The sequence below is a fragment of the Leifsonia sp. P73 genome, assembly GCF_051059105.1.
Classification (GTDB): Bacteria; Actinomycetota; Actinomycetes; order Actinomycetales; family Microbacteriaceae; genus Leifsonia.
The window spans coordinates 1,035,930-1,058,106 of sequence record NZ_CP194931.1 but is presented as its reverse complement, the minus strand read 5'-3'; the positions used below and the strand labels follow the sequence as shown (position 1 = coordinate 1,058,106).

The following is a 22,177-nucleotide window of genomic DNA, read 5'->3' as shown; positions in this document are numbered from 1 at the left end:
GCAGCGGCTCCGCGACATTCGCCACGAATCGCGGGATGGGGCGTCGCAATCGCCACATTCGGCACGAATCGGGACAGCCGGCGGCGTCGGTGGTGACCGCTACGCTTCGGGCATGGCCATCGAGGTGCTGCCCGCCGCGGGGCGCTGGGACGATTTCGCGACGTTCATGGTGCCACGCAAGCCGGGTGGCGGCGGTTGCGTGTGCATGTCGTACAGGGACGCCCGCCTGCCTATGCCCGAGCGCATCGAGTACATGCACAACGAGTGTGAGACGGAGCCCGGCCCCGGCGTGCTGGTCTACGCCGACGGGGAGGTCGCGGGCTGGTGCTCGGTCGCGCCGAAGTCCACCTACCGGCGGCTGCTGAACTCCCGCACCATCCCGCACCTCGACGAGGAGCTCGACCCGTGGTCGATCGTCTGCTTCGTCGTGCGCGGCGGGTTCCGCAGGCGCGGGCTGATGCACGACCTCCTCGACGGGGCGGTGGAGCACGCTCGGGCCTCGGGGGCGCGGCTGGTGGAGGGCTACCCGGTGGAGACGCGCGGCGAGCGGGTGGATGTGATCAGCGGGTATGTCGGCACGGTCGAGCTGTTCGAGAAGCACGGGTTCGCTCGGCTGCGGGAGACGGACGCGCACTCCGGAGGCCGCGTCCGCTGGATCGTGCGGCGCGAGCTGAGCTGATACCCCGCACGCGGAACGGCCGCCGACCCGAACCGGGCCGGCGGCCGCACCACCGAGGGGAGGGCGGAGGACTCACCCCCGGCTGATCCGCCGCCGGTAGATCGCGGTGGCGAAACCGTACGCGACCACCAGGATGCCGACGCACCAGGCGAGGGCGATCCAGATGTCCCCGGTCACCGGCTGCTCCGCGAACAGCGCCCGGATGGTGTCCACGATCGGCGTCACCGGCTGGTGCTCGGCGAACCAGGCGACCGGGGCGGGCATCGTGTTGGTCGGGACGAACGCCGAGCTGATGAACGGGAGGAAGATCAGCGGGTAGGCGAAGGCGCCCGCACCGTCCACGCTCTTCGCCGACAGTCCCGCGATCACGGCCACCCAGGTCAGGGCCAGGGTGAACAGCACCAGGATGCCCGCGACCCCCAGCCAGGCGAGCACGCTCGCGCCGGTGCGGAAGCCGATCAGCAGCGCCACCAGGACCACCAGCACGACCGAGATCATGTTGGCGACCAGGGAGGTCAGCACGTGCGCCCAGAGCACGCTCGACCGGGCGATCGGCATGGACTGGAACCGCTCGAAGATGCCGCCCTGGAGGTCCATGAACAGCCGGTACGAGGTGTACGAGATGCCCGACGCGATCGTGATCAGCATGATCCCGGGGAGCAGGTAGTTCACGTACGAGCCCGAGTCGGGGCCGGTGTCGATGGCCCCGCCGAGGACGAACACGAACAGCAGCATGAGGGCGATCGGCACGATGGTGACGGTGATGATCGTGTCCAGGCTGCGCGTGATGTGCTTCATGGACCGCCCGGTGAGGACGGTGGTGTCTGCGACGAAGTTCGCGGTGGACATCAGGACTCCTTCGAGGGTTCGGGGAGGCCGCGGCCGGGGCCGAGGGTCCGACGATGGCGAGGAACACGTGCTCCAGGCTGGGCTGCTTCTCCACGTACTCGACCTTCGCCGGCGGGAGGAGCTGCTTGAGTTCGGCGAGCGTGCCGTTCGCGATGATGCGGCCCTCGTGGAGGATCGCGATGCGGTCGGCGAGCTGCTCGGCCTCGTCCAGGTACTGCGTGGTGAGCAGCACGGTGGTGCCGCGGCCGGCGAGGCGCTTGACCGTCTCCCAGACCTCCAGGCGTGCCTGAGGGTCGAGGCCGGTGGTCGGCTCGTCCAGGAACACCACCGGCGGCTGGCCGATGAGGCTCATGGCGATGTCGAGCCGGCGGCGCATCCCGCCCGAGTAGGTGCCGACCTTGCGGCCTCCCGCGTCGGTGAGCGCGAAGCGGGCCAGCAGCTCGTCCGCGATCCCCGCCGGGTTCTTCAGGTGGCGGAGCCGGGCGACCAGGATGAGGTTCTCCCGGCCACTGAGGACCTCGTCCACCGCGGCGAACTGGCCGGTGAGGCTGATCGAGTCGCGCACCTCGTCCGGGTTGCGGGCCACGTCGAACCCGTTGACGGTGGCCGTGCCGTCGTCGCCCTTCAGCAGGGTGGAGAGGATCTTCACCGCCGTGGTCTTGCCCGCCCCGTTGGAGCCGAGGAGGGCGAAGATGCTGCCGGGCTGGACGTCGAAGTCGACGCCGCGCAGGACGTGCAGGTCCTTGTAGGACTTCTGGAGGCCGCGCACCTGGATGGCGGGGCCGGTGGTGGTGGGGCTCATGAGTTCTTCTCCTGCTCGCGTTCGGCCGCGTCGACCGCCTCGGTGAGGCGGGCGCGCTCCTTGTCGATCCAGCGGGTGCCGACGTACGCCGCGGCGAAGGCCTCGGCGAACTCGACCGGGTCGTCCCCGACGATGTCGCGCACCGGGGTGCCGTCGGCCGCCGCGCGCTCCCACAGCTCCACGAAGTCGGTCATCATCGTGAGGATGGTGTCGCCGTCGACGATCCCGCCGTTGTACATGAGGTAGCGGTTGAGCGCCTTCGCGACGCCGTTGTACGGCTCGGGGAGGGCGTCCAGCCGGCCTTTGATCTGCCGGTACTGCTTCTTCTGCTCGAGCGATCCGGTGACCAGCTCGATCCACTTCGGTGCCATGTCAGTTTCCTCCGTCTCGGAGCTGTTCCAGTCGTTCTGCGAGGAAGCTCCAGGTCCTCCAGAACTCGTCCAGGTATTCGCGTCCCGCTGCGTTGAGCGAGTACACCTTGCGGGGCGGCCCCTTCTCCGACGGGACCTTCTCGACATCCACGAGACCCCGCTGCTCCACCCTGACGAGCAGGGCGTAGACGGTGCCTTCGGCGATGTCCTCGAAGCCCTGGTCGCGCAGCCACGAGGTGATCTCGTACCCGTACGCGGCCCGGCCCGACAGGATGGCGAGGACGATGCCCTCGAGCGTGCCCTTGAGCATCTCGGTCGTCTGCTTGCCCATGACACCCCTTCCAACTACTCAGTGCTGTTGACTACCACTAGATAGTAACGCCGAGTACCGGTAGATAGCAACACTGAATACCGACTTTATTTCGAGGGGGGATAGCGGCGAGCGTGCGGACGCTCAGCGCGCCGCGGAGCCGAGCACGTCGTCCACGAAGGCCGCCGTCGTCGCCACCACCAGCTCGCGCACGTCGCGCGCTGTGAGCGGGGAGGCCTTCAGTGTCTTCATCCCGTGGTCGGCGCCCGCGACGGGCACGATCCGCACGTTCGCGTGGTCGCCGGGCGCGGTCGCCAGCTCGGCGCGCAGGAGGTCGGCGCCGCCGAAGGTGTCCCGGTCGCCCTGGAGGACCAGCACGGGGACATCCGGCGTGAGGAGCTCGTCCAGGCGCGTGACGTCAGGACGGCCCGGGGGATGCAGCGGGAACGCCAGGCACACGACCGCGACGGCTCCCGTCTCGGCCGCGGTGCGGCACGCCACTCGCGCTCCCGCGCTGCGGCCTCCCACGATCACGGGGACGCCGCCGGCGAGGTCCGCGACGACGGGCGCGGTCTCCAGCCAGGCGGCGTCGAGCGCGGGCGGCCGGGAGGCGACCTTCTTGCCTGCGACACGCCACGGCTGCTCGTAGCGCGCGACGGTGACACCGAGCGCGGGAAGCTCGGCTGCGAGTGCGGTGAGGTCGGCGGCGCCGATGCCGCCGCCCGCGCCGTGGCCGAGCCAGAGCAGGGCCCGGGGATGCTCCGCGGGCGCGACCACCAGCCGGCCGGGGCCGGCAGCGGTCGGAACGTCCACATCCACGCCCCTGAGGCTAGCGGGTGTCGCCACTGGCGGGTGTCGTGCGCCCGCCGCATCCTCGGATCGGCGCCGTGCTCGCCTCGGCGCGTCGCTGCCCCCTCCGGCCGGACCACGCGCCGATATAATCGGAGTCGCGCCGACACTTGCGAATACGCAATTGTATCGGGCGACGTCATCGCTTCTGAGGCTGGAGACCTGCGGATGAGTCTGAGCACCATGCTGGGGATCGACGCGCCGATCGTCCTCGGTCCGTTCGGCGGGCTGTCGTCCGTCGCCCTGACCGCGGCCGTGAGCGAGGCTGGAGGCCTCGGCTCGTACGGGCTGTACGGCTACGACGGCGCGCGCATCCGCTCGGTCGTCGCCGAGTTGCGGGAGGCCACCGGCCGTCCCATCGCCCTCAACCTGTGGCTCCCGCACCGGGAGGCGGGCGAGCACGACGCGCCCGCCCGCGACGAGTTCGACCGCGCCGTCGCCGGGATGGCCCAGCTCTTCGCGCAGGCCGGCGTGCTGCCGCCGGAGTGGCCGGTCGCGCCGCTCCCGGACTTCGACGAGCAGCTGGAGGCAGCGCTCGACGCGCGGCCGGCCGCCCTGAGCTTCGTGTTCGGCGTCCCGGCGCGGGATGTGATCGAGGCGGCGCACGCGCGCGGCATCCTCGTGATCGGCGCGGCGACCACTGTCGCCGAGGCGCGCGTGCTGGAGGCCGGGGGCGTCGACGCGATCGTCGCGTCCGGCTCCGAGGCCGCCGGGCACCGGCCGTCCTTCCTGATCGAGTCCGAGCGCAGCCTGGTCGGCGGGCTCTCGCTGATCCCGCAGGTGGCGGACGCGGTGAGCGTGCCCGTCATCGCGGCCGGCGGCATCGCCGACCGGCGCGGCGTCGCTGCGGCCTTCGCGCTGGGCGCGTCGGGCGTTCAAGCGGGGACCGCCTTCCTGGCGACGGCGCAGTCCGCGGCCCCGGCCATCCACCGCGAGCGCATCCGCGCTGCGCTCGCCAGCGACACCGTGCTGACGCGGGCGATGAGCGGCCGGCTCGCGCGCGGTCTCCCGAACCACGCCGTCCGGGCGATCGAGAACAGCCGGGCCCGAGCGACCTTCCCGTTGCAGAACATCCTCACCGGCGTGTTCCGCCGGGCCGCGTCGGCCGCGGGACAGCCCGAGCTGATGTCGCTCTGGATGGGGCAGAGCGCCGGGCTCTCCCGGCTCGAGGATGCGTCCGACGTGTTCGCCGAGCTCGCCGCGGGGGTTCCGGATGACGCCCGCTGAGCCCGTGGGCACGCACCGCGTCGTGCGGCCGCCCATCCTCTACGCGGGCACCCCGGTCATCCTGCTCTCCTCGCTGAACGCCGACGGCAGCCCGAACCTCGCGCCCGCCTCCTCGTACTGGGCGCTCGGCCAGATGCTCGCGCTCGGTCTCGAAACGGAGGGGCAGACGCTCGCGAACCTGCAGGAGCGGCCACAGCTGGCCGTCAGCTTCCCGTCGCCGCCGCTCTGGCCCGCGGTGGAGCGCATCGCCGAGCTGACCGGACGCACGGAGGTCCCCGCCGCGAAGGCGGGGCGGTACACGCACCGCGCCGACAAGTTCGCTGCTGCCGGGCTGACACCGCAGGCGTCCGACTTGGTCGGCCCGCCGCGGGTGGCCGAGTGCCTGCTCCAGCTGGAGGCGGAGGTGCGCCGCATCACGCCGGGCGTCACGGGGGAGTACGCGATCGCCGAGGCGGAGGTCGTGCGCGTGCACGCCGACCGGCGGATCGTCGCGGACGGCGACCACATCGACCCGCTGGCCTGGCAGCCGATCGTGTACAGCTTCCGGCACTATTTCGGGATCGGGGAGCCGTTGGGGCCGCGCGGAGGAGCGCCCGCTGACGCCGACGCCGAATCCGGCTCCGACTTCGACGTGGACGCCTGGGAGCTGCGGGAGATCGGCGGCGATCCCGCCTGTTGGCTGGGCTCCGTCTGCCCCGAGTGCGGGGCGATGCGCGACGGCGACGGCCCGTGCCCGCGCTGCGACGCCGATCCGCCGGACTGACGGGGGCGCGATCCGCTAGATGCCCGCTGCCGCCCCGGGGAGCAGCAGCGTGAACCGCCCGTCGGCGCTCGGGAGGTCGCCCGCCGCGTTCGCGAACGCCCGGAACGACGCCGTGGCCGCGCTCCGCTCGTCGGGCTCCATGCTCGCGAGCACCTCGGCGAGGGCCGCACGCCGGTGGCCGATGACGCGCTTGACGAGCGCGCTACCCTCCGGTGTGAGGGTCACCCGGACGAAGCGGCGATCGTCCGGGTCCTCGGCCCGCTCGACCAGTCCCAGCCGGACGAGCTTCTCGCAGGTGCGGGTGGCGTTGGACGCGTGCACGCCGAGTTCGGCGGCCACGCCGCCGAGGGTCTGCGGTCCACGGGTGGCGACCATCACGAGCACCCGGAGCTGCGGCGAGGTGACGATGTCCTCGACTTCGGACACCGAGCGGGCGGCGACCCGCATCATCACGTCCGCGGCCTGGAGGGCGGCGTCGACGTCGTCGGGGTGCTGTTCTTCGTGGTCCACTCTCCAGTTGTACCGTGCATCACCGGGCTCGCGCATCAGTGCGGGTCCGGAGGCGGTCGGGCGCGCCCTGAATCGGACATGCGAACACGCTCCGAGTGCACCACGACCACTACCGGAGTGGTTGCGACCGCGGAATAATTGCGATATCGCAACCAAGGAGGCGATCGTCATGGTCGAACAACAGGACCGCGACGTGATCGAGGGCCGGTACACCCAGGCCGAGCCCGAGACGGCCGAAGGGCGCGTCGTTCACGGTCAGTACACCGAAGGGAGGGGCACCTCGGCCCCGACTCGGAGGTCGTCGGAGCCTATGTGGGCTCCGAGCGCGAGGGCAGGCCGCCCCTCGTGCGCAGCACCCACCAACGGAGTGGGAACTATCCGAAGGCGCAGCACGAGGGGGCCGGAGCGGCCGCTGCGCCGGAGAAGGAGGGCTAGCCCTCCCGGCGGAGCGCCCCGTCGCCTTCCACGGGGCGCTCCGTTCCCCGATGCCGCGCGCTGTGCTCAGCCCGCGACCGCCGCGACCAGCCGCTCCCACGACGCGCCGAACGCGTCGATCCCGGCCTGCTCCAGCTTCACGGTGACGTCCGCGAGGCGCACGCCCGCGCGCTCCAGATCATCCAGGATCGCCCGCGACTCCGCGTAGCTGCCCCGGATCGTGTCCGGGCGCACGACGCCGTGGTCGTGCAGCGCTTCCAGCGTCTTCGCCGGGATCGTGTCCACCACGTCCGGCGCGACCAGCTCCTCCACGTAGCGGGTGTCCCGCATCGCCGGGTCCTTCACGCCGGTGGAGGCCCAGAGCGGCCGTTGCGGGTGGGCCCCGGCCGCAACGAGCGCCTGCCACTCCGGCCCCAGCAGCGACTCCTCGAACGCGGCGTAGGCCAGGCGCGCGTTGGCGACGGCGGCGAGCCCGCGGAGCCCGTCCGCCACAGGGCTGCCGATGGCGGTGAGCCGTTCGTCCACCGCCACGTCGACGCGGGAGACGAAGAACGACGCGACAGAGCGGATGCCGCCCAGCGCGATCCCGGATGCCGCGGCCCGGGCGAGTCCTGCGCGGTAGGCGGCCATCACCTCTGCGTAGCGCTCCAGCCCGAACAGCAGCGTCATGTTGATGGAGGCGCCCTCCGCGGTCGCCTCCTCCAGCGCGCGCACGCCCGCGTCGGTGGAGGGGATCTTGACCAGCACGTTCGGCCGGTCGACGCGTCGGCGCAGGTCCCGGACCTCGGCGAGCGTCGCCGCCGTGTCGTGGGCGGCGTCCGGCGTGACCTCGATCGACACGAACCCGTCCGCGCCTCCGGAGGCCTCGAACACCGGGCGGAGGACAGCGCAGGCCTCGCGCACGTCCGCTGCGACGAGCGCGAGCGCGGTCTCCCGTGGATCGGCGCCGGTCGCGCGCAGCTCGGCGAGCCGGCCGGCGTACGCGTCCGGGTCGTCCTCCACGGCCTTCGCGAAGATGGTCGGGTTCGTCGTCACCCCGGTCACATCGCGCTCGCGGATCAGCTCGGCCAGCCTCCCGGAGACGAGGTCGCCGCGCGAGAGGTCATCCAGCCAGATGCTCACCCCGGCGCGGCGGAGGTCGGCCGTCGCGCTCATCCGTCGGCCCGCCCGTCGAGGAAGCGCCGCGGGCCGATCCCGGCGAGCTCGCCGGTGAACCGGGAGGTGCGGGTCGTCGCGCCCGGCGCGCGGACGCCGCGGACCGCCATGCACAGGTGCTCGGCCTCCAGGACGACGCCGACGCCGCGGGGCTCCAGCTCGTCGTCCAGGTAGTCGGCGATCTGCACGGTCAGCCGCTCCTGGAGCTGCAGGTCGCGGGAGAAGTGCTCGACCGCGCGCGCCAGCTTGGAGAGCCCCAGCAGCCGGTCGCCCGGGAGGTAGCCGACGTGCGCGACGCCGCGGAACGGCAGCAGGTGGTGCGCGCAGAGCGAGACGAACGGGATGTCGCGCACCAGCACGAGGTCGTCGTAGCCCTCGTCGTTGGGGAACGTCGTCGCGCGCAGCGGCGGCGCGTCGAGCAGCTCGGCGAAGGCGGCGGCGACGCGGCGCGGCGTGTCCGCGAGCTGGGGGTCGGCGGTGTCGCGGCCGAGGGCGTGCAGAAGCTCGGTGACCGCGGCCTCTGCGCGCGGCCGGTCGATGGCAGCGGCCCACGGACCTGTCAGCGGTTCGAGGAGGGGCTCGGCGGCCGGGTGCACCAGGGTCTCGTCTCCGGGCGATTCTGTGGTCAGCGTCATCGTGCCTCCTCGGTCCTGCGCTGAGAGTACGTCCGCGGATTTCTTTTGTCAAGATTCGCATTTTTAGAGATAGGATGGCCGCATGACCGACGACGACGTGGCGGCCGTCGCGGCGCTCGCCGAGCCCGCACGCCGCGAACTGGTCCGCATCCTGACCGCGGAGGGGAGCCCGCTCGGCCGCGACGAACTGGCCGAGCGCACCGGCCTGACCCGCGCGGCGGCGGCGTTCCACCTCGACAAGCTCGTGGATGCGGGCGTGCTGGTCGCCGAGTTCCGGCATCGCGGCGAGAAGCGCGGCCCGGGCTCCGGCCGCCCCGCGAAGTTCTACTCGCTCGCGGGCGACGAGCTGGTCGCCAGCATCCCGCCGCGACGCTACGACCTCGCGGGCGAGCTGCTGGCCGCCGCGGTGGAACGGTCGGACGGCACCGGCCGTCCCGTCCGCGAGTGCCTCCTGGCCGTCGCCGCCGAGCAGGGCGCCGAACGCAGCGACCCGTCGCGTCCGGTGGCCGACACGCTCGACGGGCTCGGCTACGAGCCCGTGGACGACGACGCGGGCGGCTACGTGCTCGCCAACTGTCCGTTCCACCGGCTGTCGAGCCGCCACACCGACGTGATCTGCTCCGCGAACGCCGCGTTCGTGTCCGCGCTGAGCGCCGGCGCGAGCGACGGCCGGGAGGCGTGGCTGGAGCCGCTGGCCGGCGGCTGCTGCGTGCGGGTCGGGGCGGCGGCCGGCGATCGGCCGGAGCACTAGCTCCGCAGCGGCCCCGCCTTGACGCTCACGACGCCGTCGATCCGGCCCAGGTCGGTGAGGAGGCGGTCGGCCTCCTCCTGCTTCCCCGGATGTAGACGGCGAGCTCGAGGTCCTGGTCCGGGAGGCGGCGGAGGTGGTCCACGCGCGCGTGCAGGCCGTCCGCGGTCAGCCGGTCCAGCACGACGCCGAGGGGTGCGCCCGACGGGGCGACACGCACCACCAGCCGGGCCTCGGAGCGCTGCCGGATCAGCCGCTCGGCGGTCGGCAGCGACCCGAGCGCGATGAGGTGGAGGGCCGTCCCGGCGATCGCGAGCAGCGGGAGCCCGGCGCCGCACGCCATGCCGACGGCCGCGGTCATCCAGATGGACGCCGCGGTGGTGAGGCCGACCACGTTGCCGCGGTTCACGAAGATCACGCCGGCGCCGACGAAGCCGATGCCGGTCACCACCTGCGCGGCGATCCGGGCCGGGTCGGACGCCGGGAGGCCGAACGCCGTGAAGCCGAACGCCGACACCAGCGTGAACAACGCGGAGCCGAGCCCCACGAGGATGTGCGTGCGCAGCCCGGCGCTCTTGAACTGGCGCTCGCGCTCCACGCCGATCACGGCCGACAGCACGAACGCGAGCAGCAGCGCGAGGAGCTGGGGGACGAGCGCGGCGGAGGGCAGCCAGCCGCTCATGTCGCGCCCCCGGTCGTGGGGCGCTCCCGCTCAGGGACCCTCCCGCTCATGCCGCGGAGTCTAGGAGGGCGCGGCCTCCGTGGCACCCCCGGCGCCCCGCCCGGCTGCGACCGGCGCCGTACGAACACCAGCAGGCACAGGTGCACCACCGCCAGCGCGCTCGCCACCCCGACCGCCGCCAGCCAGCTCGCCGGGGTCGTCCCCGCGCTGAACAGCAGCCCGAGCACCGTCGTCGCCACGATCGCGCCCACGTAGCGCGAGGTCTGGAAGATGCCCGCCGCGACGCCCGCGTCCTGCGGGCGGGCGGCGGCGTAGAGGGCCTGGTTCATACCGATGCTCACCACGCAGTACGGGATGCCGAGCGCCGCCGTGATCAGCAGCACCACCCACGGCGCCGTCGTGGCGGCCGCGAACCCGAGCAGGACCGCCCCGACGATCAGCGCAGCCGCTCCCGTGAGCAGCGTCGGCCGCAGTCCGACCCCTTCGATCGCACGCGCGGCCAGCGGGGTGACCGCGATCGTCACCGCAGCCAGCGGGAACATCAGCAGCCCGGTCACGCCCGCCGAGTAGCCGCCGTGCTCCTGGAGGTACTGCGGGAGGCCGAAGAACGCCGAGTAGTAGACCGTGTTGAACACCGCGAAGCACAGGTAGACCATCAGCAGCCGGTGGTTCGCGCCGAGCAGCCGCAGGTCGAGGAACGGGTGCGCGGTGCGCAGCTCGCGCCAGACGAACAGCGCGCCGGCGATCGGCACGAGCGGCAGCAGCCACCACAGCGGCTGCGGCCGGAGGTCGAGCAGGAACACCAGCAGCGCGGTCAGGGTCGCGATGAAGAGGAGGATCCCCGGCACGTCCGACTCCGCCACCACCCGGCGCAGCGGCACCCGCTCGCGCGCCGCGTCCTTCGGGGCGAAGAACCGCACCCCCAGAAACGCCAGTACGGCCAGCGGCACGTTGACCCAGAAGATCGCCTGCCAGCCGAGGAACGTGACCAGCGCGCCGCCCAGCACCGGGCCGATCGCGGCGCCCGACGTGTTGGCGATCTGGATGCGGCCGAGCAGCCGGGGAGTCCCGACGCGCGTGTGCGCCGACACCGTCCGCAGCATCGCGATGGCGGAGGGGAAGGCCGTCGCGGTCCCGACAGCGAGCGCGACCCGGCCCGCGCAGACGGCGGCGAACGACGACGAGAGCGGGGTGAGCGCGCACGCCAGCACCACCACGAGCATCCCGAACAGGAACAGCCGCCGCGGCCCGAACCGGTCGGCGAACCGCCCCATCAGCGGCTGCCCGGCGGCGGAGGCCAGATAGAAGGACGTGATCACCCACGTCACCGTCGTGACGCTCACCTGGAAGTCGCGTTGAAGCGGCACCAGCGCCACGGCGATCATCGAGGAGTTCAGCGGGTTGAGCAGCGTGCCGAGGCTGAGGGAGGCCACCGCCCAGCCCGTGCGGGCGTTGTCGGGCGGTGCGTCGGTCACGCGTCCACCCTACGCGGCGCGCGGGCGGGCTCCCGGGCGTGGCGGCGTCCCGTGGCCGCCGGCCTTCTGCCCGGTCAGTCCTCGAGGTCGGCCGTGGTCAGCGGGATCGTCGAACGGTAGGGATAGGCGGGCATGGAGGAGAACTCCTCGTCGTCGTCCAGCTCGTAGACGTCGTAGGCGAGGGCGCCGGCGAAGAGGGTGGCGACGCGGATCTCGCCCGGCGGACACCCTCCGATCAGGGGCACGACCACGACGCTGTCCAGGGTCCGGCGGTCCTCGTAGAGGAGCGCCGCTTTGATGGTTCGCGTGAGAGCGTCCATGTGCAGACGGTACGCCGCGGCGGCCTGACGTCTTGACGGCGCGCGGGCGGACGGCGAAAGTGAGAACCGGAGAGGACACCGATGGGAACGCTGATCTACGACGGAGCCGACGGCTTCACCTTCGACGACAGGGTGCTCGCTCATCTGCAGGCGGTGATCGCCACGAAGCTGCGCCGCCGCGAGGGCTTCCTCCTCATCTGGGCCGACCGCACGGGCGGCACCGAGCCGACGCTGCGCTCGATCTGGCTCGACCCCTCGATCAGCCTCCAGTTCGCCTTCACCCACAACACCCTCCCCGAGCTCAACCGGGAGTGGCTGGCCATCCTCACCGAGAAGGCCAACGGCAACGCGGGCCTGATGCTGGAGGACGAGCTCCGCGCCGAGATCCGCCAGGAAATCCCCGAGGGCAGCTTCCGCGAGTCGCGCGCGAAGAAGCAGGCCGACTGAGATGGGCAAACTGATCTACGGCGTCGGCCGCGAGTACGAGTTCGACGACCGGACGCTCTCGCACGTGAAGATCGCCCTCGTCACCAAGCTGCGCCGCCACGAGAGCTTCCTGCTCAACTGGGAGATCCCGGTCGAGCAGGGCGGCGGCCGGATGAGCCTCTGGATCAGCCGCGAGATCCCGCTGGCGTTCGTGTTCAACGGCTCCCGGCCTCCCGCGCTCAACGAGCACTGGATGGAGGCGCTGCTGCAGACCAGCCAGCGCACCGGCGGCATGGTGATCATGCGGGAGGACGAGGTGGAGGGCGGCGGGCCGGTCTAGGGTGTGGGGCGGCTGGGCGCCCGCTGCGAGGCACTCGCACCGGCCCATAACCGGCCTACCATCGAGTCATGGACAAGGTGGAGGGCCGCTCGGGCTCTCGCGCCGAGCGAGCGGCCGAATGGCTGGACGCGAAGCTGCTCCCGGTCCTCGGTCCGCCTCCGCTCGGCCCCTACGGCCAGGAGACACCGAGGACGGAAGCCGCGACGTGCCCGCTGTGCAGCCGCCGCATCGACGAGCACGAGATCGAACGCGACCACGGTCATGCGTTCCTGATCTGCCCGTCCCCGGCACGGACGCAGTTGCAGGTCGAATAGGCGACCGGTGGTGAGCGCTCGCGGTTCGGCCGTGAGCGTCAGGGAGGTGTGCGCCTGCCGGGGCGGCGGCGCCAGCAGGAGGGGAGGACGCCGTAGGCGAAGGCGCCGAACATGATGAGGATCCATGCGCCCAGGACGGCCTCGCCCGGGTCCCCGGCGCGCATGGTCAGCCAGGTCGGCACCATCCACTGGGTCGCGGCGATCGCGGACACGCTCCCCGTCGCGAGGAGGATGAGGCGCCTCGTGAGCGGGTGAAGACGCGGGAGCAGCCCGGCCGTCGCGCCGAGGAGTGCGGCGATCGCCGAGACGCCGAACGCACCGGCGAAGAGGTCGTGCGTCGGCGTCGTGCGGTCGGCCGGCCCGGGTGAGGACCAGTGTGTCCCGACCGTCTCCGGAAGCTCTGCTCCCCACGCCGCGCGGGACCAGAGCGCGAGCGCGGCCGGCGCGACCACCGCGACCGCGGCGGCGAGGCGCCTCGCGACACCCGAACCCGCCATGCCGCCCCCCGAATCCGAGACTCCCGAACCGTCCCTTCCGAAACTATCAGCCGCTGGCCCTGCGCCTTCCCGCCCTCCAGGCATAGGCTCCCCTCATGCGTCACGGTTACGAGTCCCCCGAGGAGCCCGTCGGCCTCAATCCCGTGTTCTCGCGGGCCGGGGAGGCGACCGAGTTCGCCCGGTTCACGCTCCCGGAGGGCGAGTCGCTGCCGGACACCGCCTTCCAGGTGGTGCACGACGAGGCGATGCTCGACGGGAACGCGCGGCTGAACCTCGCGACCTTCGTCGGGACCTGGATGGAGGATCAGGCCGGTCGGCTGTACGCGGAGGCGGTGGACAAGAACATCGTCGACAAGGACGAGTACCCGCAGACCGCCGCCATCGAGACCCGGTGCTGGCGCATGCTCGCCGGGCTCTGGAACGCGCCGGACCCGGAGCGCTCGATCGGCACCTCCACCATCGGGTCGTCGGAGGCGTGCATGCTGGGCGGCCTCGCGCTCAAGCGGCGCTGGCAGCAGCGGCGGCGCGCCGCCGGGAAGTCCACCGAGAGGCCGAATCTCGTGATGAGCGCGGCCGTGCAGGTGTGCTGGGAGAAGTTCTGCAACTACTTCGAGGTCGAGCCGCGCTTCGTCCCCATCTCGCTCGACCACAAGACGCTGGACGGCGACGGGCTCGACCGGTACGTGGACGAGAACACGATCGGCGTCGTCGCCATCATGGGCGTCACGTACACCGGGATGTACGAGCCGGTGCAGGCGATCAGCGACGCCCTCGACGCGATCCGGAGGAAGACCGGGCTGGACGTCCCGATCCACGTCGACGGAGCGTCCGGGGCGATGGTCGCGCCGTTCATTCAGCCCGACATCGTCTGGGACTTCCGCCTGGAGCGGGTCGCCTCCATCAACACGTCCGGGCACAAGTACGGGCTCGTCTATCCCGGGATCGGCTGGGTGGTCTGGCGCGAGGCCGACCTGCTGCCCGAGGAGCTCATCTTCAAGGTCAGCTACCTCGGCGGCGAGATGCCGACCTTCGGGATCAACTTCTCCCGGCCGGGCGCCCAGGTGCTGCTGCAGTACTACCAGTTCCTGCGCCTCGGGTTCGACGGCTACAAGCGCGTCCAGACCGCCTCACGGGACGTCGCCCGCTACCTGGCCGACGAGGTGCGGGCGCTGGGACGCTTCGACATCTGGACGGACGGCAGCGACATCCCGGTCGCGGCGTGGCAGGTGAAGGCCGGCCACGACGCGCCCTGGACGCTCTACGACCTGTCGATGCGGCTGCGCACGCGCGGCTGGCTGGTGCCCGCCTACCCGATGCCGGAGGCGCTCACGGAGGTGACGGTGCAGCGTGCGGTCGTCAGGAACGGGCTCAGCCGCGACCTCGCGGGCGGCCTGGTGGACGCGATCCGGACGAGTGTGCAGGAGCTGGACGAGCTGAAGGCGCCGATGCCGGGGCCGGACCGGGTGGCGTTCCACCACTGAGCGCCGGCGCGCGGCGGATCACGGCAGCAGCGCGATCTTCCCTCCCGGATGCCCCTCGGCGAGGAACCGCAGCGCCTCCGGGGCCTCGGCGAGCGGATACGTGCGCGCGATCGGGACCTGCAGCCGCCCCTCCGCCGCGAGCGCCAGCAACCGCGGCCGCACCGCGTCGCGGAAGGCCGCGCTTTCTGGCTGCGCGCCGAAGATCGAGTGGAAGCCGTCCGTCCCGGCGCGCCCGGAGGCGACGATCGTGACGATGCGGTCGCGGTCCTCGACCAGTTCGAGCGAGACGTCCACCGCCTCGTCCGTGCCGACGGTGTCGAGCGCGGCGGCGATCGGCCCCTGCGCGGCATCCCGGACCCGGTCCGCGAGGCCGGGACCGTACGCGACGGGGATGCCGCCGAACCGCCGCACGCGGGCGAAGCCGGCCTCGCTCGCGGTCCCGATCACGTGCGCGCCGAGCTCGGCGGCCTGCTGCAGCGCGCTCACGCCGACCGCGCCGGACGCGCCGTGCACCAGGATCGTGTCCCCGGCTCCCACGTGCGTGACGTCGAGCATCTGCGCCGCCGTCGCGCCGGCGAGCAGCAGGTTGGCGGCCTCCTCGTCGGACAGCGCCGCCGGCTTGGCGAAGACGTCGGCCGCCGGGACCGTGACCTCGGTCGAGTACCCGCCCTGGATGCGGAACACCACGACCGCGTCACCCGGCGCGCCACCGCCCGAGGCCAGCTCGGTGTCCGGCCCGAGCTCCACCAGCTCGCCCGCCGCCTCGTAGCCGATCGGCACCGGGAGGTCGAGACCGGGACGGGGACCGGCGACGTGCTTGTAGTCGGCCGGGTTGACGCCCGCGGCGCGCACCCGGATCCTCGCCTCGCCCGGTCCCGGACGCGGCACCTCCCGCTCGGCGAACGTCCACGTGTCGGGGGAACCCCACTGCTCTGCCAACCACACTCGTGCCATGCCGCCCAGTCAACGCGGTTTGGCTGGGTGGGTGCTCAGTGCTCGGGCGTGCCCGTGCGCCCGCGCCCGAACCAGGCCGCGCCGCGCCCGACCCACAGCGGCAGCGCGATCGCGACCGCAAGCCCCATCGAGAGGATGCCGGCGACCGGCTGCGTGGTGAGTGCCGTGTACAGCCCGACGCCGAGGTGCACCACGCTCGCGAGGAGCACGATCACGCGCGCGAGGTCCGCGCCGCGGAAGACGCCGAACCCGACCGCGATGTAGGCGACCGCGACGATCAGGTATCCGATCGTCGAGACCAGGATGTTCCCGGTCTCGTTCGCGGGGAGGACGCCGCGGATCGCCGCGAGGACGATCAGGAGCACGCTGAGGATGAGCTCGATCGTCCCCACCAGCCAGCACAGGATGGCGACAGCGGTCACGACGCCGGGGCGGTCCGCGTTGCCGCGGCGGTCACCGCCGGGCTCGTCCGCGTCGCCGGTGCTCATGACGCTGACACCGAGTCGGAGGCCTTGCCGCTGTGCCGGGCTCGCCGCGATCGGGCCGGCGTGAGGCGGAGCACCTGGGCTGTGGAGCTGTCGTCGAGCTCCACGAGGTAGTTGCGGGACTTGATGAAGTCGCTGAACGACCGGTAGCCGAGGGCCTTCTCGCTGAACGACGGGTCCATGCGTTTCATCTGGCCCTTCACTGTCGACGAGTGCAGCCACTCCGAGTCGTCCTTCTCGTGGCCGAGCTGCATCGCCCGGGCCAGGAGGCGCGTGGCGACGACCTGGGGGTCCTCCGCGGTCTCCTCCTCGGCCTCCGGCTCCGGCGTCGCGGCCTTGCGCTTGCGGGCGGGACGCTTCGCGGGCTGCTCGGGCTCCTCGGGCTGGTCGGTGGCGACCTCGTCGGCGGCTGCGTCGGTGTCGGTGGAGGCCGCGGTCGAGCGGGTGGAGCGGCGGCGGGACGTGCCGGCGGGTGCGGCCTCCGGAGCCGTCTCGGTTTCGGCGCCGGCCGTCTCCGCCGCGGCGGCGTCCGTCTCAGCCGCCTCGTCGCGGGCGATGCCCGGGAGGTCGTCGTAGCTGACGAACTCGTCGCACGCGGCCGCGAGCGAGCGCGCCGTCGAGCCGGCGACGCCGATGCCGATCACGTACCGGCCGAGGCGCTTGATCCGCTGGGCCAGCGGGATGTAGTCGGAGTCGCCCGCCACGATCACCACGTGGGTGAGCTCGGGGAGCCGGAACAGGTCCTCCACGGCGTCGACCGCCAGGCGGATGTCGGCGCCGTTCTTGGCGTAGGCCGCGGCCGGGAAGAGCTGCACCAGGTCGACGGCGCGGCCGACGAGCTGGCCGCGGTACTCGGCGTTCACGGCGGCGGACCAGTCGGCGTACGCGCGCGTGAGCACGAGGGTGCCGAAGGAGGACGCGAAGTCGATCACCGCCCCGAGGTCGACGCGCGCCTCCGCGAGCTTCGCGACGAAGGCGGGCTTGGGCTGCGTGCCGGACTTCTGCCGGTCGCGCATGAACGACCCGCGGCCGTGCACCTGGTCGTAACGCGAGATGACGATGTTGTCGAAGTCGATGTAGACCGCGACACGGCCGTCCCCAGGTTCACTCATGCTGTCACGATATCCCGCCACGGCCGCATCGGACCGTCCCCATCCCGCCGCGCACGCACAAGGGGGCGCAACACGCCGTTCCGCGTCTGGCGGTGCGGCGTGTTGCGTCCCCTGGATGCAGTGGCTCAGATGGGTGAGCCGGCTCAGACCGCGTAGCGGTCGGCGACGGTGAGGGCGGCGTCGATCGCGGCGAGGCCGCGGCGGAGGTCGGCCTCGGTGATCACCAGGGGCGGGGCGATGTGGATGCGGTTGAAGTGGGTGAACGGCCAGACGCCGGCCGCCTTGCATGCCGCGGCGACCTCGGCCATCGGGGCCGCGTCGGCTCCGGCCGCGTTGAACGGGACCAGCGGCTCGCGCGTCTCGCGGTCGCGGACCAGCTCCAGCGCCCAGAACAGGCCCCGGCCGCGGACCTCGCCCAGCGACGGGTGGCGGTCGAGCCAGGCGGTGATCTCGGGCTCCACGACGCGCTCGCCGAGGTCGCGCACGCGCTCCAGGATGCCGTCGCGCTCGAACACGTCGAACGTCGCGACGCCCGCCGCGCACGCCAGCGGGTGGCCGGAGTAGGTGAGGCCGCCCTGGAAGGAGACGTCGTCGAAGAAGTCCGCGATCGCGTCCGAGATGACCACGCCGCCGAGCGGGACGTAGCCGGAGTTGACGCCCTTCGCGAAGGTGATCAGGTCGGGCACCACGTCGAACGCGTCCACCGCGAACCATTCGCCGACCCGGCCGAAGCCGACCATCACCTCGTCGGCGATGTAAACGATCCCGTACTTGTCGCAGAGGGCGCGCACGCCGGCGAGGTAGCCGGGCGGTGGCATGAGCACGCCGTTCGTTCCGACGATCGTCTCGATGATGATCGCGGCGACGGTGGCGGCGCCCTCCAGGACGATGACGCTCTCCAGGTGCTCCAGCGCGCGCTGCGTCTCCTCCTCCGGGGTGGTGGAGTGGAACGCCGAGCGGTAGAGGTATGGGCCGAAGAAGTGGGCGACGGACGGGTCGCTCGGCTCGTTCGCCCAGCGGCGCGGGTCGCCGGTCAGCGAGATCGCGGTCGCGGTGCCGCCGTGATACGAGCGGTACATGGACAGCACCTTGCGGCGACCGGTCACCCTGCGGGCCATCCGCACCGCGTACTCGTTGGCGTCGGCGCCGCCGTTCGTGAAGAACACCCGGTTCAGCGTTCCCGGCGCGACGCGGGCGATCCGGCGGGCGAGTTCGCCGCGCACGTCGTTCGCCATCGAGGGCTGGATGGTCGCGAGGCGGCCGGCCTGCTGCTGGATGGCGGCGACGAGGTCGGGGTGCTGGTGGCCGAGGTTGAGGTTGACCAGCTGCGAGCTGAAGTCGAGGTAGGCGTTGCCCTGGTAGTCCCAGAACGTGGAGCCCTCGCCCGCGGCGATCGGCAGCGGGGCGATCTGCGCCTGGGCGCTCCAGGAGTGGAAGACGTGGCTGCGGTCGTCGCTGCGGACCTGGGTCTCCGCGTCGGCGTCCCCGAAGGGGTGCTCGACTCCGCGGCGGTCGGTGAAGCCGGTGCGGAGTGCGGTGTCGATCGTGTCAGTCATGCATGTACCTCCGAAATCAGGAGTTGCCGGGGAACGCGAGCTCGATCTTCGAGTGCACCGGGTCGGGCCAGCGCGTCGTGACGACCTTGCTGCGCGTGTAGAAGTGGAACGACTCGGGGCCGTAGATGTGCGAGTCGCCGAACAGCGAGTTCTTCCAGCCGCCGAACGAGTATGCGCCGATCGGGACCGGGATGGGGACGTTGATGCCGACCATGCCGACCTCCACGTCGAACTCGAACTGCCGGGCGGCGCCGCCGTCGCGGGTGAACAGGGCGACGCCGTTGCCGTACGGGTTGGCGTTGATGAGCGCGACGGCCTCGTCGAAGCTGTCGACGCGGACGACCGAGAGCACCGGCCCGAAGATCTCGTCGTCGTAGACCGCGGTGCCCGGCTTCACGTGGTCGACCAGGCTGACGCCGACGAAGAAGCCGTCGTTGTCGAACTCCTGGGCGGTGCCGTCCACGACGACGGTGGCGCCCTCGGCGGCGGCCGCAGCGACGTAGGAGGCCACCTTGTCGCGGTGCTCGCGCGTGATGAGCGGGCCCATCTCGCTGGCCGGGTCGGTGCCGGGGCCGATCGCGAGCGCGCCGAGGCGGCGCTGGATGGCCGGGACGAGCCGGTCGCCGGCCTCGCCGACCGCGACGAGCACGCTGACGGCCATGCAGCGCTCGCCCGCCGAGCCGTAGGCGGCCGAGACGGCGGCGTCGGCCGCGGCCTCGATGTCGGCGTCCTCCAGGACGACCATGTGGTTCTTCGCGCCGCCGAGGGCCTGGACGCGCTTGCCGTTGGCGGCGGCGCGCTGGTAGATCGAGCGGGCGATCGGGGTGGAGCCGACGAAGGAGACGGCCGCGACGTCGGGGGAGTCGAGCAGGGTGTCGACGGCCTCCTTGTCGCCGTGCACGACGTTGAGCACGCCCGCGGGCAGGCCGGCCTCGGCGAACAGCTTCGCCAGGTAGACGGAGGCCGACGGGTCCTTCTCGCTCGGCTTCAGGACGACGGTGTTGCCGCAGGCGATCGCGCTGGCGACCATCCACAGCGGCACCATGACCGGGAAGTTGAACGGGGTGATGCACGCGACGACGCCGACCGGCTGCTTGACGCTGTGCACGTCGATGCCGGTGGAGACCTGCTCGCTGTACTCGCCCTTGAGCTTGTCGATCAGGCCGGAGGCGAACTCGACGTTCTCGAGCCCGCGCGCGATCTCGCCCGCGGCGTCGGAGAGCACCTTGCCGTGCTCGCTCGTCACGATCGCGGCGAGCTCGGAGCGGCGCTCGGCGAGGAGGTGGCGGAGCCGGAACATCACGTCGGCGCGCTTGGTCAGGCTGGTGGCGCGCCAGCCGGGAGGGCGGCCTTCGCCGCGGCGATCGCCGCCTCGGTCTCGGCGACGCTGGCGAGCACGACGTCGTGCTGCCGGACGCCGGTGGCGGGGTCGAAGACGGGGCCGAGGCGGGCCGGGTCGCCGGACTCCTCGCCGTTCACGAAGTGGCGGATCAGGGCCACGGAATCCTCCTGGGGTTGCTGCGCCGGACGGAATGCCCGGCGGGGAAGTAGGCTTGCAATCCCCATGATCACAGAGTGAAGGAGCGAACGATGAGGCCAGATCGTCGGACGTTCGGGCAAGAGGAGACAGTTCGTCCGACGCCGGAGCGGATGCTGCTGCCGACCGTCCGCGAGGTGCTGCGGATGGACCCGATGGCCGACGCGCTGCCGGAGGTACTGACGGGCGAGGGCGCGCTCGACACGCTGGTGCGCTGGGTCCATGTGGCCGAGACGGCGGACGTGGCGCGGCTGGTCTCCGGGGGCGAGCTGCTGCTGGCGACGGGCCTCGGCTGGCCGCGGGACGCTCGCGCGCTGCGGGCGCTCGGCCGCGACCTGGCCGAGGCGGAGATCGCCGGCCTCGTGCTGGAGCTCGGCGACCGCACGCCGCAGGCGCCGGCGCCCCTGGTGGAGGAGTTCCGCGCGGCCGGTCTGCCGTTCGTCGTCCTGCACCGCGAGGCGCGCTTCGTCGCGGTCACGGAGGCGGTGCACGCCAGGATCATCGACGACCAGACCGTCGCGCTGCGGGCGAGGGACGAGATCCGCGAGCTGTTCACCGGGCTGAGCCTGCGCGGCAGCCCTGCCGACTTCATCGTCGCGCAGGCAGCGCGCGTGCTCGGTTGCCCCGTGGTGCTGGAGGACACCGGCCACCAGGTGCTCGTGGCTGAGAACGTCGGCGACGGCGAGGCCGAGCTGGACCGCTGGGAGCAGCGCTCGCGGGCCGCGCATCGCGGAACGGGCGAGCCCGGCTGGACGCTGACGCCGGTCGCGGCGCGCGGGATGCGCTGGGGCCACCTTGTCGCACTGCCCGGCGAGCCGCATCCCGCCGGCCGGTCGAGCGTGCTGGAGCAGGCGGCCGTCGCGCTGGCGCTCAGCCGCCTGGCCGACCGCGACGAGGAGGAGTGGACGCGCCGCAGCCACGACGCGCTGCTCGGCGCGCTGCTGGGCCGGCGCTTCGCGGGCGACGGCGGCATGGCCGCGCGGTTCGAGGCGTCCGGGTTCCCGGTCGCCGAGCGCGTGCTCGCCGGGGTCGCCGTGCGCACGCGGTCGGGGCGGGTGGAGGCCGGCGCGGCGGCGCGGGCGCTGGAGGCCGCGCGGACGGCGGGGTCGGAGGCCATCGCGGCGCCGCATCCCGCGGCACCCGGGCTCCTCGTGGTCGCCGTGTCGTCGCGGCACGGGCGGCCGGGCGCGGACGCCGTCGCCGACGCGCTCGCCGGAGGGGACGCCGCGGTCGTCGGGGTCGGCTCGGACGCCCACGGCATCCCGGGGCTGCTGGGGTCGGTGGAGGAGGCCGTCGAGCTGACCGGACGCGGGGGCGGCGGCCGCGGCAGGCACGCCGTCGTGCAGCGCGCCGAGAGCCGTCCGCTGCTGCGCCTGGTCACGGCCTTCGGCGACGACCCGCGACTGCAGGAGTACGCCGAGCGCATGCTGCGGCCGCTGATCGAGTACGACCTCGCCAACGACGGCGATCTGATCGAGGTGCTGCGCGCCTACCTGAGCCACCCGGGCAACCGCACGCGGGCCGCCGTGGCGAGCCACCTGTCCCGGTCGGTGTTCTACCAGCGGATCGGGCTCATCGAGGACCTGCTCGGCCTCGACCTGGACGACGGGGAGACGATCGGGGCGCTGCACGCCGCGGTGCTCGCGCGGCGGGTGCGGCGCTGAC

24 protein-coding genes and 2 pseudogenes are annotated in these 22,177 nt (G+C 72.5%); 9 read left to right on the top strand and 17 right to left on the bottom strand.

The window, feature by feature from the left end:
• Positions 1–112 precede the first annotated feature (112 nt).
• Entirely contained in the window at positions 113–679 is a 567-nt protein-coding gene (locus ACQ86L_RS05345) for a GNAT family N-acetyltransferase (protein WP_434317985.1), read from the top strand.
• Between the two features lie 72 nt (positions 680–751).
• On the opposite strand, the gene ACQ86L_RS05340 is transcribed toward ACQ86L_RS05345, so the two are convergent.
• The 5 genes and pseudogenes from ACQ86L_RS05340 to ACQ86L_RS05320 form a co-directional block, all read right to left on the bottom strand.
• A complete protein-coding gene (locus ACQ86L_RS05340; protein ID WP_434317984.1) occupies positions 752–1,528 on the bottom strand; it encodes an ABC transporter permease in 777 nt (258 codons plus the stop codon).
• A gap of 46 nt (positions 1,529–1,574) precedes the next feature.
• Positions 1,575–2,330 (bottom strand): annotated as a pseudogene (locus tag ACQ86L_RS05335) (ABC transporter ATP-binding protein); the annotation flags it as partial.
• Entirely contained in the window at positions 2,327–2,701 is a 375-nt protein-coding gene (locus ACQ86L_RS05330) for a DUF1048 domain-containing protein (protein ID WP_345834515.1), read from the bottom strand. The pseudogene ACQ86L_RS05335 and the gene ACQ86L_RS05330, both read right to left, overlap by 4 nt.
• Before the next feature lies 1 nt (position 2,702).
• Entirely contained in the window at positions 2,703–3,032 is a 330-nt protein-coding gene (locus ACQ86L_RS05325) for a PadR family transcriptional regulator (RefSeq protein WP_185276928.1), read from the bottom strand.
• A gap of 123 nt (positions 3,033–3,155) precedes the next feature.
• Complete coding sequence (locus ACQ86L_RS05320; protein ID WP_434317983.1) at positions 3,156–3,830, bottom strand: alpha/beta hydrolase family protein; 675 nt, start codon at positions 3,828–3,830, stop codon at positions 3,156–3,158.
• A gap of 198 nt (positions 3,831–4,028) precedes the next feature.
• Between ACQ86L_RS05320 and ACQ86L_RS05315 the strand changes: the two genes are divergently transcribed.
• A complete protein-coding gene (locus ACQ86L_RS05315; protein ID WP_434317982.1) occupies positions 4,029–5,087 on the top strand; it encodes an NAD(P)H-dependent flavin oxidoreductase in 1,059 nt (352 codons plus the stop codon).
• On the top strand, positions 5,074–5,850 hold the full coding sequence (locus tag ACQ86L_RS05310) for a flavin reductase (RefSeq protein WP_434317981.1): 777 nt from the start codon (positions 5,074–5,076) through the stop codon (positions 5,848–5,850). Before ACQ86L_RS05315 ends, ACQ86L_RS05310 begins: the two co-directional genes overlap by 14 nt.
• Positions 5,851–5,865: 15 nt before the next feature.
• On the opposite strand, the gene ACQ86L_RS05305 is transcribed toward ACQ86L_RS05310, so the two are convergent.
• From ACQ86L_RS05305 to folE, 3 genes are all read right to left on the bottom strand, one after another.
• Positions 5,866–6,360 carry a MarR family winged helix-turn-helix transcriptional regulator gene (locus tag ACQ86L_RS05305; protein WP_434317980.1) on the bottom strand — a complete coding sequence of 165 codons (495 nt, stop codon included), beginning with the start codon at positions 6,358–6,360 and terminating at the stop codon, positions 5,866–5,868.
• Positions 6,361–6,861: 501 nt separating this feature from the next.
• Positions 6,862–7,950 (bottom strand): transaldolase, encoded by a 1,089-nt coding sequence (gene tal / locus ACQ86L_RS05300; protein WP_434317979.1) that lies wholly within the window; start codon positions 7,948–7,950, stop codon positions 6,862–6,864.
• The gene (folE, locus tag ACQ86L_RS05295) at positions 7,947–8,585 is read right to left on the bottom strand and encodes a GTP cyclohydrolase I (protein WP_434317978.1); all 639 of its coding nucleotides are present in this window, start codon (positions 8,583–8,585) and stop codon (positions 7,947–7,949) included. The genes tal and folE overlap by 4 nt, the downstream gene beginning before the upstream one ends.
• Before the next feature lie 82 nt (positions 8,586–8,667).
• Here folE and ACQ86L_RS05290 point away from each other — a divergent pair, with 82 nt between their 5' ends.
• Positions 8,668–9,336, top strand: a complete 669-nt coding sequence (locus tag ACQ86L_RS05290) for a helix-turn-helix transcriptional regulator (protein ID WP_434317977.1) — start codon at positions 8,668–8,670, stop codon at positions 9,334–9,336.
• A 25-nt stretch (positions 9,337–9,361) separates the two neighbouring features.
• Here the strand turns inward: ACQ86L_RS05290 and ACQ86L_RS05285 are convergent, their stop codons facing one another.
• The 3 genes from ACQ86L_RS05285 to ACQ86L_RS05275 form a co-directional block, all read right to left on the bottom strand.
• On the bottom strand, positions 9,362–10,015 hold the full coding sequence (locus ACQ86L_RS05285; RefSeq protein WP_434317976.1) for an MgtC/SapB family protein: 654 nt from the start codon (positions 10,013–10,015) through the stop codon (positions 9,362–9,364).
• Positions 10,012–11,490, bottom strand: a complete 1,479-nt coding sequence (locus tag ACQ86L_RS05280) for an MFS transporter (RefSeq protein WP_434317975.1) — start codon at positions 11,488–11,490, stop codon at positions 10,012–10,014. Before ACQ86L_RS05280 ends, ACQ86L_RS05285 begins: the two co-directional genes overlap by 4 nt.
• Positions 11,491–11,564: 74 nt before the next feature.
• Positions 11,565–11,810, bottom strand: coding sequence for a hypothetical protein (locus ACQ86L_RS05275; protein ID WP_434317974.1), 246 nt, complete (start codon positions 11,808–11,810; stop codon positions 11,565–11,567).
• Positions 11,811–11,891: 81 nt separating this feature from the next.
• Here ACQ86L_RS05275 and ACQ86L_RS05270 point away from each other — a divergent pair, with 81 nt between their 5' ends.
• The 3 genes from ACQ86L_RS05270 (at position 11,892) to ACQ86L_RS05260 (ending at position 12,890) form a co-directional block, all read left to right on the top strand.
• The gene (locus tag ACQ86L_RS05270) at positions 11,892–12,257 is read left to right on the top strand and encodes a hypothetical protein (RefSeq protein WP_434317973.1); all 366 of its coding nucleotides are present in this window, start codon (positions 11,892–11,894) and stop codon (positions 12,255–12,257) included.
• A 1-nt stretch (position 12,258) separates the two neighbouring features.
• The gene (locus tag ACQ86L_RS05265) at positions 12,259–12,576 is read left to right on the top strand and encodes a hypothetical protein (protein ID WP_434317972.1); all 318 of its coding nucleotides are present in this window, start codon (positions 12,259–12,261) and stop codon (positions 12,574–12,576) included.
• A gap of 68 nt (positions 12,577–12,644) precedes the next feature.
• Positions 12,645–12,890, top strand: a complete 246-nt coding sequence (locus ACQ86L_RS05260; protein ID WP_434317971.1) for a hypothetical protein — start codon at positions 12,645–12,647, stop codon at positions 12,888–12,890.
• 38 nt (positions 12,891–12,928) lie between these two features.
• Here the strand turns inward: ACQ86L_RS05260 and ACQ86L_RS05255 are convergent, their stop codons facing one another.
• Positions 12,929–13,387 carry a hypothetical protein gene (locus ACQ86L_RS05255; RefSeq protein WP_434317970.1) on the bottom strand — a complete coding sequence of 153 codons (459 nt, stop codon included), beginning with the start codon at positions 13,385–13,387 and terminating at the stop codon, positions 12,929–12,931.
• Between the two features lie 95 nt (positions 13,388–13,482).
• On the opposite strand from ACQ86L_RS05255, the gene ACQ86L_RS05250 reads away from it, so the two are divergent.
• On the top strand, positions 13,483–14,868 hold the full coding sequence (locus ACQ86L_RS05250) for a glutamate decarboxylase (protein WP_434317969.1): 1,386 nt from the start codon (positions 13,483–13,485) through the stop codon (positions 14,866–14,868).
• A gap of 18 nt (positions 14,869–14,886) precedes the next feature.
• Here ACQ86L_RS05250 and ACQ86L_RS05245 read toward each other — a convergent pair whose 3' ends face one another.
• From ACQ86L_RS05245 to ACQ86L_RS05225, 5 genes and pseudogenes are all read right to left on the bottom strand, one after another.
• Positions 14,887–15,822, bottom strand: a complete 936-nt coding sequence (locus ACQ86L_RS05245) for a quinone oxidoreductase family protein (RefSeq protein WP_434317968.1) — start codon at positions 15,820–15,822, stop codon at positions 14,887–14,889.
• A 35-nt stretch (positions 15,823–15,857) separates the two neighbouring features.
• On the bottom strand, positions 15,858–16,310 hold the full coding sequence (locus ACQ86L_RS05240; protein WP_434317967.1) for a hypothetical protein: 453 nt from the start codon (positions 16,308–16,310) through the stop codon (positions 15,858–15,860).
• The gene (locus tag ACQ86L_RS05235) at positions 16,307–17,419 is read right to left on the bottom strand and encodes an NYN domain-containing protein (protein WP_434317966.1); all 1,113 of its coding nucleotides are present in this window, start codon (positions 17,417–17,419) and stop codon (positions 16,307–16,309) included. The genes ACQ86L_RS05240 and ACQ86L_RS05235 overlap by 4 nt, the downstream gene beginning before the upstream one ends.
• 143 nt (positions 17,420–17,562) lie before the next feature.
• Positions 17,563–18,975, bottom strand: a complete 1,413-nt coding sequence (locus tag ACQ86L_RS05230) for an aspartate aminotransferase family protein (RefSeq protein ID WP_434317965.1) — start codon at positions 18,973–18,975, stop codon at positions 17,563–17,565.
• 16 nt (positions 18,976–18,991) lie between these two features.
• Positions 18,992–20,475: pseudogene (locus ACQ86L_RS05225) on the bottom strand (CoA-acylating methylmalonate-semialdehyde dehydrogenase).
• Positions 20,476–20,565: 90 nt separating this feature from the next.
• On the opposite strand from ACQ86L_RS05225, the gene ACQ86L_RS05220 reads away from it, so the two are divergent.
• The gene (locus ACQ86L_RS05220; protein WP_434317964.1) at positions 20,566–22,176 is read left to right on the top strand and encodes a PucR family transcriptional regulator; all 1,611 of its coding nucleotides are present in this window, start codon (positions 20,566–20,568) and stop codon (positions 22,174–22,176) included.
• Position 22,177 lies beyond the last annotated feature (1 nt).